Consider the following 17,773-nt stretch of genomic DNA (forward strand, 5'->3'; position numbering starts at 1 on the left):
TATTTCGTTAAAAATATGAACCTAAGAATTCTGTTATTAATGCAATCACAGTGCCAACAAACATTGCCAACACCCTTATAAGTCCTGATTTAATAAGTACGACGATAATTAAAAGTATTAATAAAATTGAATTGATAATAGGCATTGTTTTGGTGATTCTTGTAGAGACTCTTAATTTTGCAAGTATATAAAAGGCAATGTATAGTATGATTCCAATTAGTAATAAATGTACCAAAAATACACCTCAATTCTTAGCTTTCATTTAGAGTTTAAATAAACACGTTGTGTCATCTTTCCACACAACGTGTTTATATTATTCTTCTTTTAAGTAAATGACAAGTTCTTGGCGAAAGACCTCATTTTCTAAATAATGGTCCAACGTATGAAAATCATATTTATAACTTCCAAAGGGAAAAGTCACATTTTCTCCCTGAACTGCAGCAAGTAGACCGGCTACATCATTCGAAACCATTTCTAAAACTTCTTCACTAGTTTTAGTTAATACAAATACTACATTCATATCTTCACCTACTATTACAATTATTTGTTAATTTTAAACATACTATTTTAAACTATTCCTTTTCTAAGTTCCCCCAAGGTGTACCTAGTTTTTGCAATACATAACGGTCTAAACCATACCACCCTGCTAACTTCCACGCAAATAACTAATATTATTTGGCATAAAAATAAAACTCTGTATGAGTTAATATCACATACAGAGTTTTGGAAAATTTATTTTAATAAACTGTTATGGGCGTAAAAAATTCACCATACAAAGCAGTTAATACTTCGTTCTCAACATCTGATAATACGCCAAATACTAAACTTACTTCTGAAGACCCTTGATTAATCATTTCAATATTGGATCCTGTTTTCGAAATAGCAGAAGCAGCTCTAGCAGCAAGTCCAGTGTTATTGCGCATACCTTCACCTACGATAACAATCATAGAAAACCCATGACGGAAGTATACATCATCTGCGTGTAATTCTTCTTTTATACGTTTAACAATTCTTTCTTCAGCTTCCGGCGTAATTTGATTTGAACGAATAATTACAGAAATATCATCTACACCTGATGGAGTATGATCATAAGAAATATGCTCATCTTCAATAATATGGAGTAATTTTCGTCCAAAACCAATCTCACGGTTCATTAAATATTTAGAAACATATAGTGTTGAAAAACCACTATCAGCAGAAATACCAGTTACAGGGCGACTAGATGAAGTTGTTCTTGCTGGTAATATTTTTGTTCCTGGTGCTGATGGATTATTCGTATTTTTAATGTTTACCGGAATACCTAGTTTAAATACAGGCATTAGGGCTTCATCATGGAAGACAGAAAAACCTGAATAAGAAAGTTCCCGCATTTCTCGATAAGTAATTTCCTCAATACCAACTGGGTCTTTAACAACTTTAGGATTTGCCGTAAATACACAGTCAACATCTGTAAAGTTTTCATATAGATCAGCTTTTACTGCTGCTGCTAATATTGAACCAGTAATATCTGAGCCTCCGCGGTCGAAAGTTCTCAAAGTACCTTCTTTTGTATAGCCGAAGAATCCAGGGAAGACAATGATTTCTTCATTATTCTTCATTTTATTTAAATTTTCAAATGCTTCAGGTAGAGCAACCGTACGTTCTGGTGGATTGTTTACCACTAATCCTTCTTGTGGGCTTACGTATTTCGCAGATAGTCCGATTGAATTAAAGTAAGCAGCAATTAATTTTGCATTATTATCTTCTCCACTTGCTTTTAAGCTATCAACAAATAAATCAACATTCGATTTGTCTGAATCGACACGTTCACGTAAATCTTGTGTAATGATATTTGAAATGGATTGATCTAACCCAAGATCATCCGCAATTGTCTTATATCTGTTTACAACATTTTGAAGTTTTCCTTCTACATCGCCATTTTTAAGTGCAGCATTTGCTAAATCGATTAAAAGATCTGTTACTTTTATGTCATCACCATAGCGTTTGCCAGGTGCAGACACTACAATAATTTTTCTTTCAGGATTAGACTTCACAATGTTTGCTACTTTTTTGATTTGTTCGGCACTCGCAACCGAAGTACCACCAAATTTACATACTATCATTTCACCAGATCCTTACTTTTCTAAATTGTATTTTCTGAAAAAACATTTGACTTATCACAGTGTACAAACTTTATATTCTTACGTCAATAGTACAAATAAAAAATAATTAAAATCTTATCATACTTAGTGTTATCGTTACAAGTCATTATATAATATGTAGGTTTGCACAACCTGGTTGCATAATTGCCCATCCACGTTCGCCTGTCAAAAGAAAACCGTGTACACCAATACACATATGTACACGATTTTTAAGTTATTCCTTACAAACTAATAGGATTTCCTAATTCATTATATAATTTTTTTAGCAAATTACTAGATTGAAAATATTACTAATCAAGTTCAATTTTATTTTAAATTGAGTACTTTTAAATAACAAATGGACGCAATGTCGATTTCACTTTTTGTCTTTTTATTTTGAATATGAATTCTTCCTTCATTTACATCAATTAACGTTCCTGAAAAAAACTCGTCTATTGTTAGTATCTTTACTTCTTTACCAACATATTTATTTAAAGCTTTGTATAAAGGAATCCCGAAGAATAGATTCTCAATATCTGAGTTTTTCGATACATATTCGCCAAAGTTAAACGCAAGTTCTCGTCTTGTTTCCTGGTCAGAATTTATAAATTTAGGGTCTCGTTCTTCTTCATCACATTCGTGTCTTGTAATAGAATGAAGGCGACTATACAGTATAAACAGCGCACTACCTACAGGATTAATTTGAACAAAATCACGCCCAGCAGTTGCAAGTTTACCTTTTTTCAAAAGTATCTTGGGTGAATTCACTTTCGAGTGATCTTCGTTTCCTTTTTTCCTATTTCTTGTTTTCTTTATTTTCGCTGCCATCATTATTTCCAACTCTACATCATCCGCTTCGGTGATGTCCTCAATGTCAATTAATTCGGCGTTAACTAGAGAGGCTTCATCTTCTGCAATTCCAAAATCACATAAAATATTAGCTTTTACACTAATCCCTTTTAAATCAAGAAAATGTAGTTGGAGTTGCCTCGTATTATTTGGAACACTTTCAGTACCTAAGGACCTGAGTATATGGTTAATTGCTTCAATACAAGCTTGTAACTCATCTAATTGATCTTGAGGTAATGGACTATTTGGTGAAGTAAATCTCTTTGTTCTCAGTTGTTTTCTACAATCAAATGGTGAACCAAATAAGTCAACTGGATTAACTGGAACAGTCTGATTACAGAAACATTGGTACTGATAGCATAGATTACATTTAATCATAATAGACCACCTTCACCCTGATTCCGATTAGAAGACTCCAGTAATAACAAACCAAGTCTTTTTTCATCGGTTTCAACAAACTTAGCTGAATGATTTTCTTTTAATAGTTTTACTTTTCCACTTGTTTTCTTTAATGGTGCTAGAGATCTAGTTCTTCTATTTAATACGCGTAGAATCCCCCACATTCCTAACTCAATATCCCAACGAATATTTCCTGAACGATACATATAATCTCCTGGTTTGCTTAAAAGGCCACCAGCACCGTAAAACAAATGCAAATCATCACTTGAACCGACTGTTAGTTGTGGCCTTTCAGAAATGATTGTGGAATTAAGATCATCTTCACTTCTTAAGAATTTATGACCATGTATAACAAATGTTCGTGTTCTAGGTCTATCTGCAGGATGCGTTAACCGAATGGTAATTGGATCACCGGGATACGCTAATAAGACTGGTGTACATGGATCTCCAAACACCTTTGAACTGAATACTTTATGAATATCTCTAAATTTCTTTACACGACTTCTAAATGGTTCATAACGGTAGTTAAATCCTCTAGAACCTTGATCTTCAAAGTCTGGTACTTCTTCTTCAAGTTCTACTTCAACATCTTTAAATATTAGTGGTTTAGGGTCAATGATTAATTTACCCTTCTTATCTAGAAGCCTTACACCATCGTGCATTATTAATGCATATTCTCTAAATTCAGGTAACATAGGATTTGAAATGATTACTTGCTCACCTGTATCAGTGTGCTCTCTCGTTTTAGAATCTAAGAATTTAGATCCTCTAGGCTCCGCTATAAGCATGCCAAACGCTCCGTGGTGTCTATGATTTCGAACATCAGCCATATCTGTAAGATTGACTGAACCGATGTCTTGGTCGATATACCAGCTATAGGTGATACATTCCCCTGGTCCAATCGTCTGGTCATAGTTGAATCCAACTGTAGCACCATCAGAATTTCGAACATCATATTCAACTAGCTGAGCATGCATGGATATTCGATCAGATGTTGGGAAAAAGGCTTCGACAGGAACTTCTGGATAACCATGTTGTCCTTCATGATGATCTTTACATCTTAACAAATTGGTTAGTGTAACTTCTACATATTCTCCAACGTTCCCTCGAATGATTAGTGGTTTAGGATTTTTCTTTCTAGACAATATTTCATCTACATCTTCTTTTAAAGCATAGACGATACCAAACGGGTCATGATCACCATTCTTGTGATATTCGATACACGCATTTAATGCATAGACATCATATTTTCTAACGATTGCATCTTTCGGATATGAATATTCACCATCACGAACTCGTGGAGGCTTTTTACCTGTTCGTTTTGGTAATGGCTTCTCTCTATCTCGTAATGGATTCCAATAATTATCTCTTAATGGGATTAGATGTGGTACTTTCTTTTCATAAGTGCGGAATATTCCCCAATTTCCTAACCAAATATCATCTACAGAACCAAAATGATAAAGCATATCGAAGTCTCCTTCACCTTCCATATTAAATTCCAACGTGAAGGTATCAGCAATTGCGATGTGTTGTTGCTGAACAAGATTTGAATCTAAATCACCCCGTTCCATATTCCAACGTTGGCGATGTAAATTAAAACTATGAGATTCCTCATGTGAACCTTGTATTAATCGGACACGAACCGTGTCTCCGTTATACGATTCTAGTAATGGTGTACATGGGTCTCCATGTACCCATGAACTGAAGACATATGCTGGATCACAATCTGGTTCTTTTAACCGGAATTGTAGTGGTTCACACCGATAATTTATCGCCATTACTCCTGGATCATCGGGTGAACCTGGGAATGGTGGAGGATTTAATGGATTTCCATCTTTGTCGAATAATAATGAAAAATCGTGAACAAATAAGTTAATTTCACGGAAATCCGGAATTATTGGATGCTCAATTCTGGCCTGTGTTCCAGACTTAATAATTTCATACGAATATGGACTGAAATATTTAGAACCCCTTGGCTCAATATTTATTGCAGCAAAAACACCATGTTGTTGATGTTCATTAGCAAATAAATGGTCGTGGAAGAATACACATTTCAATTCAACATCCGCATACCAAGCATATTGAATCGTTTCGTTTGGTGTTATACCTGAGTTATAGTTCCATCCAACATTCGCTCCATCAGAACATAAAACGTCAAATTTTACAAAGTGGACATGCATACCTACTTCATATGTTCGATTCACTAGTTGGAATGCATTCCCCCCAATGGTTTCTGGCAGTTTATTCGTATAGGTAAATGTAATAAGGTCTCCCGCATTTGCTCTAATTACCAATGGCTCAGGTATCTTCCTCCCAGCCTTTACGTCTTCATAATCTTCTTTTAATACATAAAATCTACCTTCTGGATCATGCCAGCCTTCACGATTATAAACAAGAGGTGCTTGCATAATAACGATGTCATAATGACGTGTAGGTGCATCTGGTGGTGCGGGATTCACAAAAGCTGCTCCTGGAATCGGTCTTTCGGCAAAGTGATTTTCCTCAATTTTTGTTGGCTGTCTACCATATTTAATACCAAGTGGTGGTCGTGGTGCTTTAAATCCAGGTATTCCAGGGATAAAGTTGGGGAATCCTGGCTTATCTGGTGTTGGTTTTGGAGGATACGGACGGTCTGGAAGTGGCTGGAGAGCCTTAATTTGAACACCGTTCGGGTAGCACATACTTCCATCTTGTAACGTATCAAAGTTTCGTTGCATCCCCCACATTCCTTCACCAAAATGCGGGTACAGGTGACAGTGAATAATTGCATCTCCAATTGCACCATGTAAGCTTCCAGCACCATACATTGGAGTTACTGTATAATGAGCTTGAGGTGAAACTGCCTGAACGTCTACAATTTCAGAATCTACATCAGTGTGTTCAAATAACCATTGGTGTACATGATAGTGGAAGGAGTGTGTTTCCTGTGCTCCAGCGTGAACAAGTCTGATTTTAATAGGATCTCCAACATATGCACGTAATATTGGTGTATCTGGGTCTCCAAATACCCATGAATCATGGTGTACTTCCTCACCTTCACAATCTGGACATACGACTCCTTCTTGAATAAGCCGCGCTCGATTTCGCATCGGCTCGGCACGATAGTTAATAAGATGAGTTGCTTCAGGTTGTAATGTATGTGGGCTAATTGGAGCCTGACCTGTTAAGTCATCAATTTCCTGCTCATCGTGGAAGAACCACCCAAACTCCCTAAACGATGGTAAAAGTGGATTATGCACATCAGCAAAATTACCACTATTGATTGGTTTTCCTGTTTCAGGATGTGTCCACCAAGAACCTCTTGGCTCTACAAATAATGCCCCAAATAATCCATGAACGTTACTACCTAGTTCACTTGATAATGGATTTCCTAAATCGGAAAAGAAGTCAATGCCTTCCTCAAATACTTTCCATTTATAAAGTATTTTTTCACCTTTCCTAACGGTTGTGTCTCGATTTAAACCAACAAAAGCACCATCTGCAGTCATTACTTCGTAATCGGCTCTTTGAATATGCATTCCAGTATTGAAAGGAAGTTGGTTTTCAAACAATACTTCAATTTCATCGCCTACACACGCTCTAATGACTAAAGGTTCAACTAAATCGACAGGTGTATAAGGATTTTTCTCTACTTGTTTTTTTACAAGACTTTCGTTCTCTTTTAACACATACATCATACCATCAGGATCATGGTCACCGAATCTGTTTACTACGATGCGAATGGGAATAGCTACAATATGAAATTTCCTAATCATGATGATCATTCCTGTAGCGAATATCAGGAATTGGTGGTTTACCTTCTGTTTCAATATAAAATACTTCAATCGTATCTACATGCACACGGAATATCTCATCATCGAGTTCATTTACGTTAGTTACATCTGCTTTAATTATTAAATAATCCCCTATTACATTTTGGATTTCTCCAATGATTAAAAATGGGAACTGGGAAATAAGTAGTAAAGCTTTGCTATCGATACGGTCTCTAAACTCACGAGTTACTACAAACTCCCTGACTGCATTAATATCTGGACTTCCAAATCCATTAATTACAATATTCTCTAGTCCATTATTCACTTTTTTCATCCTTTCTTTTATAGATTTTCAATAATAATTGACTTTAGATTAGCGGAATTTTACGGTTCGGATCAAAAGGAGTAAATACAGCGATCTTTTCAATTGGAAAACTTAATGGCGTAGGAAATTTATAAAATGGTGCATTATGCATTTTTATTATGACAGGAAATAAAGTAATGAAACCATTTGTAACTTCGGCAACTTCACCTGCAAATATCGGACGGAACGTTTGACCTAAGATACTTAATTGTTTACTTTCAGTTACTAATAAAATAGTATCGCCTACAAGTAGCTCAAAAACTTTATTTTCTTCAAGGATGGGCTCTTTCATTTAAATTCACCTCCGTCATTTCCAATGATTTACCATATTCTATAAAAAAATAAAGATATGGGTTAAGCGAAAGCACAATTTACTAGGAAATAACACAAAAAGACATTTATTAAAACAAGCAGCTAAAATGGTAACGAAACTGTGTATCTATTTTGCAGTGCGTTTGTTTGATTTTTTAGTAAACCACTTTGAAAAAAGACGTTGCCAAAAAGAATTAATTCGAGATTGTTTAATATAATTTATCTTTGAAATACTAATTTCATTTCCATTATTTAATAGCACTTTTCCGTTACGTACATCTATAATTTTTCCAATTGTATTTTTTTTCGTGTAAATGGTTACTTTTGTGCCTTTCCAAGTTTTTAAATTCGTCTCAAATAACTCCTCATAAAATTGCTGTCTCAGCACTTCCTTTTCTGCAACAATCGATCCAAAATTCGTTAATAATTTATTTCTAAGTTCTTGATCATAAGCAACATGTTGATGTGTACCAGAAACATCAGGAATTCCGAAAGGTGATTTTGCTGACTTAATTGTTGGGTACGGAATCCAATATCGCACAAACAATGTTTTTAACATGACAAAGTTTCGACCAATTGCTGCTACTTTTCCAATGGTGTGTATAATGTCATCACCAATTGACGAATGAATTTCGACTAATTGGTTCTTTTTCGATTTAAAGAACTTTAGTAATACCATTTGCTGTTTCGAGTTTGGAAGAACAGTTCCAAGATTTTGTAAATTAGCGCTATGAATATATTCTTGTAACATTTTTAGTTCATACATTGGTAGACCACTTGGAGGGGATGTAAATCTTCCATCTTTCTGTAATTCAGGATAATTCTTTTCAAACATTTCACTCATTTCACATTACCTCCTTTTCTAAGGTGATTTAGGCTAGCAATCTATTCATACAATACTTTAGAAGGAGTGAATTCTCTTGAGTGTTTTTATCATTCTTATCTTATTGAGTTACTTTTTAGTTTGTGCCGTTTCTTACTTGTTCTTAAGAAAAATTAGGTATCAGATTAGCTACCATTTAGGAATGAATGTGGCCATGACGAGTAGTGGGATTATGGGGATAGCCGTTGGAACTATTTTGGTCTATGGATTTCCTGGTCATTATACTCTAATCACTATTGTTTCAACGATTGTAGCAATATTTATAGGTGTAGTGTTTGGTGCTTTAGTAGATTACCAAACATTACTTTCCGGTATATCAAGTGGAATAATGTCCGGACTTATGGGACCCATGATTGGAATGGCCGCGGATCTTCCTCTTGTTGCATTTTGTACAGTTCTTGTTTATGCATCTTTTGCATTATTGTGTTTTTCTGTCCGTTCATAGTTATTGTGTTGGACTCAAATAAGTTAAAACAGATACAATTACTAAAATAACAATTATAAATAAAAAGTCTATTCTGATCCATGTACCTATTGTAAGATGGGAGCCTTTTATTCTTGTCCGTATCACATTTGCTATTAGAACAACAATTGCCACTAAACATATCTTTGCAATCAAAATGATTCCCCAACTACCTAATATAAATGGAAACCGTGGTGAGTAAATAATTGTCAGGATACTTCCAGAAATCACAAGTAGGATAAAGCTAATAAGTGCATTACTCGAAAATGAGGGTAAAAATTCTTTCACATAAAGTGTGTGCTTCCGCCAAAATATAACAATAAATGATAAACCAGCTGCCCAAATTGCTGCAGCAATTAAATGAATACTATTTAATATTATCGAAAGTTCAGTGAATGAAAATGCACTCGCATGACCATTAATGCTTTTGCATATAAACAGAATGGAAATCCATATCAAATCTATCCAACGATTTTTAAATAAACATAAAAATCCAATTAATGAAAGTACTAAAGAAATTAGCCAGAATAATCCAAAGCCTGTATCAAAAGGGAAACCAGGTGTGAAAAATAAGCCCTTGCTAGTAAAAATATCAACTTGAATTAAAATGATAGAGATTAAACCAACTAGATGAACCATTTGAAGAACGATTCCCCATAACAGGTACTTCCTTCTAATATCAATAGAATAGTTTTTAATCGTTTGCCACCAAAAAACCCATCCAATGACTAAAACTAATCCAATATAATAAAGAGCCTTTAAGACATAAATGATGATTTCTAATACATTGGAGCTACCCCAAGTATCGTTAGACAGTGAATTTCCGCTGCCTTGATTCAATAGTGGTTCATTGTTTTTTCCTACTAATATATTGTAACTACCTTGGATTGTGTGCCCGTCATTTGATGAGATAATATAGTATTCTATTTTATAAACCCCATCTAGTAATGTAGGGAGTTGAATCGAAATTTCCTTACGATCATCACTTATGCTAGGGGATTCACTTTCTACAACTTGATTCTCCTCATCGATAACTTTTATTGAAAAATTAGTCTCGACTTCACTGTTGAACGTAATTTTAATCTGTGTTGGAGAAATTTCATGTTGACTATTTGGCAATGGAGTTTGTTCTACAACATAGGCATGACTCCAAGCTGTTTGTATGTCAAAAACAAAAAATATGAGAGTAAATAAAAATATAAATAATATTCTTTTTAAAAAAATTATGGCTATTATCCTTTCATCATTTTAGTCCTATCCTATTCAAAAGATTAGAATTTGACATGATGATGATGGATAATAGCCTGTCTTAACAATTATCTATTAATTATTTGTACCAACGAACGTGGTCAATTTTATCTCTTAGTACTGTTACAATAGTGTCCTTACTACTTTTAACATCTACATAATCAATCCCGATTTGATGTGTTTTACCTGGAATTCGAGATCCACCTGTTGTAACCATTTCAAGCGGTACATTTCGGTTATTTAATAGTTTAGTATTAAAATCGTTTCTTAAGCCATTAAAATTTATATTAAACCAGTCATCACACTCATAGCGATGCGTTTGTTTATGACATTTACAATCATGGTGCTTGTAACGACATCGGCAGCAGCAATGGTGTTTGAAATGACAATCTTCGTGATGAGGTTGTTTATGACATCTACATTTAGGAATCATATCATACCTATCTTCGTCCTGATGGTGATGTTGTTGGCATCTACAATGATTATGGTAATCGTGACAATCATCATGGTGATGTTCATCATGACACTTACAATGATGATGCGAGTGGTCCCAACTATCATCATTGTGGTACTGATGTTTACATTTACAATGATGGTTCATGTCGTAATTGTCATCATCGTGGAAATTGTGATCGTAGCATCTACATTTCCGATATAAGTCATGCCAATCATCGTGATGTTTATGATGGCACTTGTCATCATCATGGTGATTATGATGGCATTTACATTCATGGTGTTCATGCTTTTCATGATCATGCTTATGATGACATTTACAGTCTTGCTTCATTTCATACATGTCATCATCGTGATGTTTATGATGGCATTTACATTCATGGTGTTCATGCTTATCATGGTCATGATGATGCTTATGATGACATTTACAGTCATGCTTCATTTCATGCATGTCATCATCGTGATGTTTATGATGGCATTTACATTCATGGTGTTCATGCTTATCATGGTCATGATGATGCTTATGATGACATTTACATTCATGCTTCATTTCATGCATGTCATCACCGTGATGTTTATGGTGGCATTTGCAATCATGTTGACATTTACAGTCGGGCTTCATTTTTTTGCAGTCATCATGGTGGTGCTCCTTGTGACATTTACACTTGTGTTCCACATAGTGGTGATGAATATGATGACATTTACAGTCACTTTTTTTTACAACTTTGACAATCTTGACAAAATCGTGATTAAACATCCCACTACAATTATCACACTTATTGTCATGATGTTGGAATTTTTTGTGCTCCTTTTTACGTTTGTGTTCTTTTTTGTGTCCTTTTTTGTGTTCTTTTTTGTATTCCTTTTCGTGATCAAATAGCATTAATATTGCCTCCTTTCAAATAAGATTAATCCAATATATTCATAGATTCTTATCTAAAAAGAGACAAAGACACACGTGATTGTTAGTTTTTTGAATTAGATGTGGCAAAAATAAACTCTAATTTGCCATGTAGCAGCTTTAGTTTTGCTTTACCTTTTTTTCCACTTTTCCAAGTGAAAAGAATTTCACGTGTTTCTTTTCCACTTAATAACTTCTTTGCATCAACGATCGATATTCTACCTTTCATAATTGTTTTACTAATGGAAAATTTACATTCTTTATTTGTACAATGATACGTCTTAAACCCTTCGATAACAGAGCTTTGACAATTTACACATTTACCAACTACTTTTACTTGTTTTTCTTCCACATCCATCGATAAATTGTTAAACCGAGATGTCGTCTCTCGTACATATTGCAGCATTTCTTTGTAGAATAAGCTTGAATTCAATTGACCATCGACGATATCTTTTAATTTTTTACTCCATATGGCTGTTAACACAGGTGAAACAATATCGTGATTACCAAGACTTGAAATGACATCGATTCCAAATTGAGTGGCTAGAAATGTTTTCCCATCCCTTGCAACCATCCCAATTGTAATAAGCTTTTCAATAATCTCTGCTCTAGTTGCAGAAGTACCAATTCCTTCTGCATCCTTTAAAACTCTTTGTAGCTCCTTATCTTCTACAAATCTTCCAGCATGAAACATTGCATCAAGAAGCGTACTATCGGTATAACGACTAGGTGGTTCAGTTTGTTTTGATAGGATCTTTTTGTTTTGTATATCTAAATCCATATTTAACGAAAGAGTAGGTAGTGGCTGCTCCTGCTTCTTTCGAAAATTTTCATACAATACTGTATAGCCTTTTTGGACAACCATATTCCCATTTGCTTTAAATAAGTGATTATTCGATTCTAAGATTGCAATCGTTTTGTCAATTACATATGGAGGCATAAAAATAGATACTAGTCTTTTTGCAATTAGATGATAAATTTTCAGTTCACTCGGTGATAAGTTTTTCTTTCCTAATGGAACTTCCGTTAACGTAATAGCATGATGGTCGGTTAATTTTTTGTCATCAACGTATTTTTTGGAACGAATAACATCTTCAAACTGCTTTTTATTTTGAAGTAGTGCTGGAACTATATCTTTGTAATCTTCTAAGTTTTTTAGATGTTGGATGTTTTCATCAATAGTTTTAGCAAAGTTTGTTGGTAAATGTTTTGACTCTGTTCTCGGATATGTAATTAACTTTTTCTCATATAAACTTTGGGCTATTTTCAACGTTTCAGAAGATGTAAACCCATAAAACTTATTTGCTTCTTTCTGCAACTCTAATAAAGAATGTAAAGGTGGTGCAAATATCGTTTTTCTCTCTGTTTTAATATCTCGAACGGTTGCATGAGTATTTACTTGGGATAGAACTTCCTCTGCCAATTGTTTTGATTTGATTTTATTATCATTAGATTTAGCATCAAACCATAACGCTTTAAAAGATCCAAAATCTATTTCTATTTGAAAATAAGGCTCTGGCTTAAAGTTTTGAATTTCTAATTCCCTCTTTACAACTATAGCGAGTGTTGGTGTCATGACACGTCCAATTTTAATAATACGTCCACCTTTTACTGTTGCCGCTCTTGTTAAATTTAGCCCAATTAACCAATCAAACACAGATCTATACATCGCTGCATTACGTAAATTTCTAATTAACCCATCATTTTCATCAATTAATTCAGTAAGAGCTTTACGAATTGCTCCGTCTGTCGTTTGTGAGGTCCAAAAGCGTTTAACCGGAAGCTTACAGCCCATCTTTTTATAAAAAGAATAAAAAATGTTCTCCCCTTCCATTCCAGCATCGCATGCATTAATAAGAAAATCATAATGATTGGATTTTAGTAATTGTTCGATATCTTTATACACTTTATAGGCTGATTTTTTTATTCGAAATTCATACCGATCAGGAATCATAGGTAGTAGACTAATATCCCATTTTTTCCATTCTGATTTATATTCATGTGGTTCTTTCAGTTCAACAACATGGCCAACGAATGAAGCGAATTCTATTTCATAAGGTAAATGCATCGTTTTATATACTTTTTGTATGTCACGCATGAGCGATGGCTTTTCAGCGATTAATAATGCTTTCTTCATGTCATCCTCTCTTTCTATACTCTAGTATAAATTGTTTTATAGGGAAAAGTAAAAATAAGATAGATCATTTTTGAGTTGTTATTGCTATTTAAAATAACTATTTCAGTAGTGTGAATTTTATAGACAATTATATTTTTATGTAAATATACAGATATTATCAATCTTTTCTAGCGAATTTCGACATCTATTGATATAATAATTTTAGTAGTTTTTAGGGGGAATTGGCTATGCAAAATGTTTCAAAAAGGACGTTTCTTTGGATCGTACCGATATTAATTTTAGTGATTTTTTGGTTCGTTTATGGTCCAAAAGAAGAAATCACGGATAATGAATACATAACTTTTATCAAAGAACAAAAACTTTATGAATCAAGCAAATCTTATGGTGAAGCTTTTGCTCAATATTGTGAAGATGAGAAATGGATTTATTTCAAAACGCAAAAAGAACAACACGTTGTTGAATTTAAAGGGTCATGCCCTCAAAATAATGAGTTGAAAAAAGTAAATTTACAATTTGTCGTTGAAAATAATCAAACAGGTTATGAACGCAATGTATTACTTTTAGACGATGAACAACAATCAGCTGAACAACGTGATGAATTTTTAAGTGAAGTTGTTTTTTAAGCATAAAATTTAAACCTCGCATTCAATATAAAGAATGCGAGGTTTTATTGTCTTATAATTTTTTAGAATCCTGCAATTCCTGGGCGAGTCATTGCATATGGATCTAAGATTTTATCTAGTTGTTCTTCTGATAGGACATCATATTTGATACAAAGTTCACGAATTGACAGATTTGATGTATATGCTTCACGAGCAAGTTTCGATGCAGTTTCATAACCAACGTGTGGATTAATTGCTGTTATGATTCCAACACTTTTCTCTACATATTTCTTCATACGTTCTTCGTTTGCTTGAATTCCTTTTAAGCAATTATCAGTGAATGTTTTGAACACATTACTCATTATTGAAATCGATTGAATTAGGTTGAAGAATAATACTGGTTCCATTACATTTAACTCAAATTGTCCAGCTTCAGAAGCAGCAGAAACTGTTAAATCATTACCCATTACTTGGAACGCAACTTGGTTCATAACTTCTGGCATAACAGGGTTCACTTTACCTGGCATAATTGATGAACCAGGCTGTCTTGCAGGAAGTACAATTTCACCTAAACCTGTACGAGGTCCTGATGCCATTAAACGAAGGTCATTCGCAATTTTAGACATATTCAACATACAAACTTTTAATGTTGAAGATACTTCTGTATAGCAATCTGTATTTTGTGTAGCATCTACTAAATGTTCTGCACCTTTAAGTGGTAATTCACTTAGTTCAGCTAGGATTCTAGTAACTGCTTCAATATATTCTGGTTTTGCGTTTAATCCAGTACCAACAGCTGTTGCTCCCATATTAATATCATACATATGTTGTCTTGAGAATGAGATTCGTTCGATATCACGTGCAATTACTCGACTATATGCTTCGAATTCTTGGCCGAGTAGGATTGGAACAGCATCTTGAAGATGTGTACGTCCCATTTTAATAATGCCCGCAAATTGTTTTGATTTTTCGACAAATACATTTTGCATATATCTTGTAGAATCAATTAATTGATTTAATAGATTTAGAACGGCAATATGTGTAGCAGTTGGAAACGCGTCATTTGTCGATTGAGACATGTTCACATGAGTGTTCGGGCTAATAATACTGTAATTCCCTTTTTCTTGGCCCATTAATTCCAATGCGCGGTTTGCAATAACTTCGTTTGCATTCATGTTAACTGAGGTACCTGCTCCACCTTGGATTGGGTCGACGATAAATTGATCGTTCCATTTTCCTGAAATCACTTCTTCAGAAGCTTTAACGATATATTTACCAATCTCTTGGTCTAGTAAATCTACTTCCATATTCGCTAACGCAGCAGCTTTTTTCACAATTCCTAATGCTTTAATTAGCTCAGGATGGATTCTATAACCAGTAATCGGGAAATTTTCTGTTGCACGAACTGTTTGAACTCCGTAATAAGCATTTACTGGAATTTCCTTTTCTCCTAAAAAATCCTTTTCAATACGAAATTCACTGATTGTCACCATATATGTCACCTTTTTTCGAGGAACGGTAAAGTAACCGCTTCCATGTATTTAAATCTATCTCAAAATTAGATTACATTAATCTCACAAATAGAACAAGTACCTTTTGTTGTTTTTTTATTTTAAAATTTTCCACAATGGAAGGTTCATATTGCTAAATTGCCATTAATGCTCAATAATTGAGTGTAAATATATTGTTAGAATAGTTAATAACTTTATAGATTAAAGTTTTTGATTTAAAGGAAGGACGAGCCTATGAATATTTCTGCGATGATAAAATTAACCATTTCAATGGCCATATTTGGCTCAATTGGCTTTTTCACTATTAATACTGGTGTGCCAGCTGTAGAACTTGTTTTTGTGAGATGCATTTGTGCTACTCTTTTTTTAAGTGGAATGTGGTATCTTACCGGGGGACACAAGATAGAAAAATGGAACAAAAACGAAATATTAAGGACATTTCTCTGTGGGATCTTTCTAGTTCTCAATTGGGTGTTTCTATTTAAAGCCTTTGAAGAAATGTCGATTTCAATTGCGATCTCCATCTATAATTTAGCACCCATATTCGTACTAATTTTAGGGACTTTATTTTTAAGAGAGAAAATGACCGTTTCAGGTGTATTAGCTACAGTCATTTGTTTTATAGGAAGTATTTTTATAGTTGGGATAGAAAATTTCCAATCAGTTGATCAGTTATTAAATTCAGGATTTCTATGGGCAATACTATCAGCAATTTGTTATGCTTTAACGATGTTTACTAGTAAAACAATTCATGGTTTATCACCTTATGCAACGACATTTTTACAAACAATCGTAGGTATCGTAATGTTACTTCCGTTTAGTAATTTTGAAGTCTTTATGGATTTAACCACTACGAACTGGTTATTTATTTTAGGAACAGGGATTATACATACCGGGTTTGTTTACTATCTGTTCTTTGACAGTATTCGAAGTCTTCCTACCCTTATTATATCTGTTTTAGTTTTCGTTGACCCTGTAGTTGCCATATTATTAGATACAATTTTACTAGATTTTAGACCAACTTTATTGCAATCGCTTGGTATAATCTTAATTTTTGCGGGAATTGTATTTACTGTGTTTAAGCCTGCGAAGAAAAGTACGTTGAATGTTGAAGAAAAAGAAGTCGTTTCTTAAAGTTAATACGATTATATTATTCATTTCCGGTCACGTAGAGTATCTCTATGTGACTTTTTGCTTTAGATTTTGCTCTCTTTGGGCACATAGAGGCTTTCTATGTTACCTTTCCCTGAAACGTTTGCTCTCTTTGGGCACATAGAGGCCTTCTATGTTACTTTTCGCTGCATCGTTTGCTCTCTCTGGGCACATAGAGGTCGTCTATGTTACTTTTCGCTGCATCGTTTGCTCTCTTTGGGCACATAGAGGTCGTCTATGTTACTTTTAACTGAATCGTTCGCTCTCTTTGGGCACATAGAGGCCTTCTATGTTACTTTTCGCTGCATCGTTTGCTCTCTTTGGGCACATAGAGGCCTTCTATGTTACTTTTCGCTGCATCGTTTGCTCTCTTTGGGCACATAGAGGCCTTCTATGTTACTTTTCGCTATTACTTTTGCTCTCTATGGGCACATAGTAGCCTTCTATGTTACTTTTCGCTGCATTGTTTGCACTCTTTGAGCACATAGAAACCTTCTATGTTACTTTTCGCTGCATCGTTTGCTCTCTTTGGGCACATAGAAGCCTTCTATGTTACTTTTCTCTGCATCGTTTGCTCACTTTGGGCACATAGAAGCCTTCTATGTTACTTTTCGCTGCATTGTTTGC

18 protein-coding genes are annotated in these 17,773 nt (G+C 34.3%); 5 read left to right on the forward strand and 13 right to left on the reverse strand.

The window, feature by feature from the left end:
• Positions 1-7 precede the first annotated feature (7 nt).
• The 8 genes from CD29_RS09190 to CD29_RS09225 all read right to left on the reverse strand — a co-directional run bounded on the left by CD29_RS09190 (position 8) and on the right by CD29_RS09225 (position 8,640).
• Positions 8-235, reverse strand: coding sequence for a hypothetical protein (locus tag CD29_RS09190; protein ID WP_036185699.1), 228 nt, complete (start codon positions 233-235; stop codon positions 8-10).
• A 78-nt stretch (positions 236-313) separates the two neighbouring features.
• Entirely contained in the window at positions 314-520 is a 207-nt protein-coding gene (locus CD29_RS09195) for a hypothetical protein (protein ID WP_036185702.1), read from the reverse strand.
• Between the two features lie 217 nt (positions 521-737).
• Entirely contained in the window at positions 738-2,102 is a 1,365-nt protein-coding gene (locus tag CD29_RS09200; RefSeq protein WP_036185704.1) for an aspartate kinase, read from the reverse strand.
• A gap of 345 nt (positions 2,103-2,447) precedes the next feature.
• A complete protein-coding gene (locus CD29_RS09205; protein WP_036185706.1) occupies positions 2,448-3,347 on the reverse strand; it encodes a hypothetical protein in 900 nt (299 codons plus the stop codon).
• Positions 3,344-7,123: a cupredoxin domain-containing protein gene (locus CD29_RS09210; RefSeq protein ID WP_235801809.1), complete on the reverse strand. Its 3,780-nt coding sequence runs from the start codon at positions 7,121-7,123 to the stop codon at positions 3,344-3,346. Before CD29_RS09210 ends, CD29_RS09205 begins: the two co-directional genes overlap by 4 nt.
• Positions 7,116-7,445, reverse strand: a complete 330-nt coding sequence (locus CD29_RS09215) for a hypothetical protein (RefSeq protein WP_235801810.1) — start codon at positions 7,443-7,445, stop codon at positions 7,116-7,118. The genes CD29_RS09210 and CD29_RS09215 overlap by 8 nt, the downstream gene beginning before the upstream one ends.
• A gap of 43 nt (positions 7,446-7,488) precedes the next feature.
• Positions 7,489-7,776 carry a hypothetical protein gene (locus CD29_RS09220; RefSeq protein WP_036185709.1) on the reverse strand — a complete coding sequence of 96 codons (288 nt, stop codon included), beginning with the start codon at positions 7,774-7,776 and terminating at the stop codon, positions 7,489-7,491.
• 147 nt (positions 7,777-7,923) lie between these two features.
• Entirely contained in the window at positions 7,924-8,640 is a 717-nt protein-coding gene (locus tag CD29_RS09225; RefSeq protein WP_052124090.1) for a hypothetical protein, read from the reverse strand.
• A 76-nt stretch (positions 8,641-8,716) separates the two neighbouring features.
• Between CD29_RS09225 and CD29_RS09230 the strand changes: the two genes are divergently transcribed.
• On the forward strand, positions 8,717-9,124 hold the full coding sequence (locus CD29_RS09230) for a hypothetical protein (RefSeq protein WP_235801811.1): 408 nt from the start codon (positions 8,717-8,719) through the stop codon (positions 9,122-9,124).
• On the opposite strand, the gene CD29_RS09235 is transcribed toward CD29_RS09230, so the two are convergent.
• Positions 9,125-10,378 (reverse strand): copper resistance CopC/CopD family protein, encoded by a 1,254-nt coding sequence (locus tag CD29_RS09235; protein WP_328286482.1) that lies wholly within the window; start codon positions 10,376-10,378, stop codon positions 9,125-9,127.
• Between the two features lie 91 nt (positions 10,379-10,469).
• Entirely contained in the window at positions 10,470-10,607 is a 138-nt protein-coding gene (locus CD29_RS20470; protein WP_169716172.1) for a hypothetical protein, read from the reverse strand.
• Positions 10,608-10,715: 108 nt separating this feature from the next.
• On the opposite strand from CD29_RS20470, the gene CD29_RS20245 reads away from it, so the two are divergent.
• Both CD29_RS20245 and CD29_RS20250 read left to right on the forward strand, forming a co-directional pair.
• Complete coding sequence (locus CD29_RS20245) at positions 10,716-11,048, forward strand: hypothetical protein (RefSeq protein ID WP_140422902.1); 333 nt, start codon at positions 10,716-10,718, stop codon at positions 11,046-11,048.
• A gap of 3 nt (positions 11,049-11,051) precedes the next feature.
• Entirely contained in the window at positions 11,052-11,723 is a 672-nt protein-coding gene (locus CD29_RS20250; RefSeq protein WP_140422903.1) for a hypothetical protein, read from the forward strand.
• 85 nt (positions 11,724-11,808) lie between these two features.
• Here CD29_RS20250 and CD29_RS09245 read toward each other — a convergent pair whose 3' ends face one another.
• The gene (locus tag CD29_RS09245; RefSeq protein ID WP_052124093.1) at positions 11,809-13,881 is read right to left on the reverse strand and encodes a DNA topoisomerase; all 2,073 of its coding nucleotides are present in this window, start codon (positions 13,879-13,881) and stop codon (positions 11,809-11,811) included.
• A 227-nt stretch (positions 13,882-14,108) separates the two neighbouring features.
• Between CD29_RS09245 and CD29_RS09250 the strand changes: the two genes are divergently transcribed.
• Complete coding sequence (locus CD29_RS09250; protein WP_036185714.1) at positions 14,109-14,504, forward strand: hypothetical protein; 396 nt, start codon at positions 14,109-14,111, stop codon at positions 14,502-14,504.
• Positions 14,505-14,566: 62 nt separating this feature from the next.
• On the opposite strand, the gene aspA is transcribed toward CD29_RS09250, so the two are convergent.
• Together aspA and CD29_RS20785 are read right to left on the reverse strand one after the other, a co-directional pair.
• Positions 14,567-15,967 (reverse strand): aspartate ammonia-lyase, encoded by a 1,401-nt coding sequence (gene aspA, locus CD29_RS09255; protein ID WP_235801812.1) that lies wholly within the window; start codon positions 15,965-15,967, stop codon positions 14,567-14,569.
• A gap of 242 nt (positions 15,968-16,209) precedes the next feature.
• Positions 16,210-16,344 (reverse strand): hypothetical protein, encoded by a 135-nt coding sequence (locus CD29_RS20785; protein WP_268870982.1) that lies wholly within the window; start codon positions 16,342-16,344, stop codon positions 16,210-16,212.
• Here CD29_RS20785 and CD29_RS09260 point away from each other — a divergent pair.
• Positions 16,298-17,128, forward strand: coding sequence for a DMT family transporter (locus CD29_RS09260; RefSeq protein ID WP_235801813.1), 831 nt, complete (start codon positions 16,298-16,300; stop codon positions 17,126-17,128). The genes CD29_RS20785 and CD29_RS09260 overlap by 47 nt on opposite strands.
• The last annotated feature ends 645 nt before the right edge of the window (positions 17,129-17,773 follow it).

It is taken from the genome of Ureibacillus manganicus DSM 26584 (assembly GCF_000772945.1).
Classification (GTDB): Bacteria; Bacillota; Bacilli; order Bacillales_A; family Planococcaceae; genus Ureibacillus; species Ureibacillus manganicus.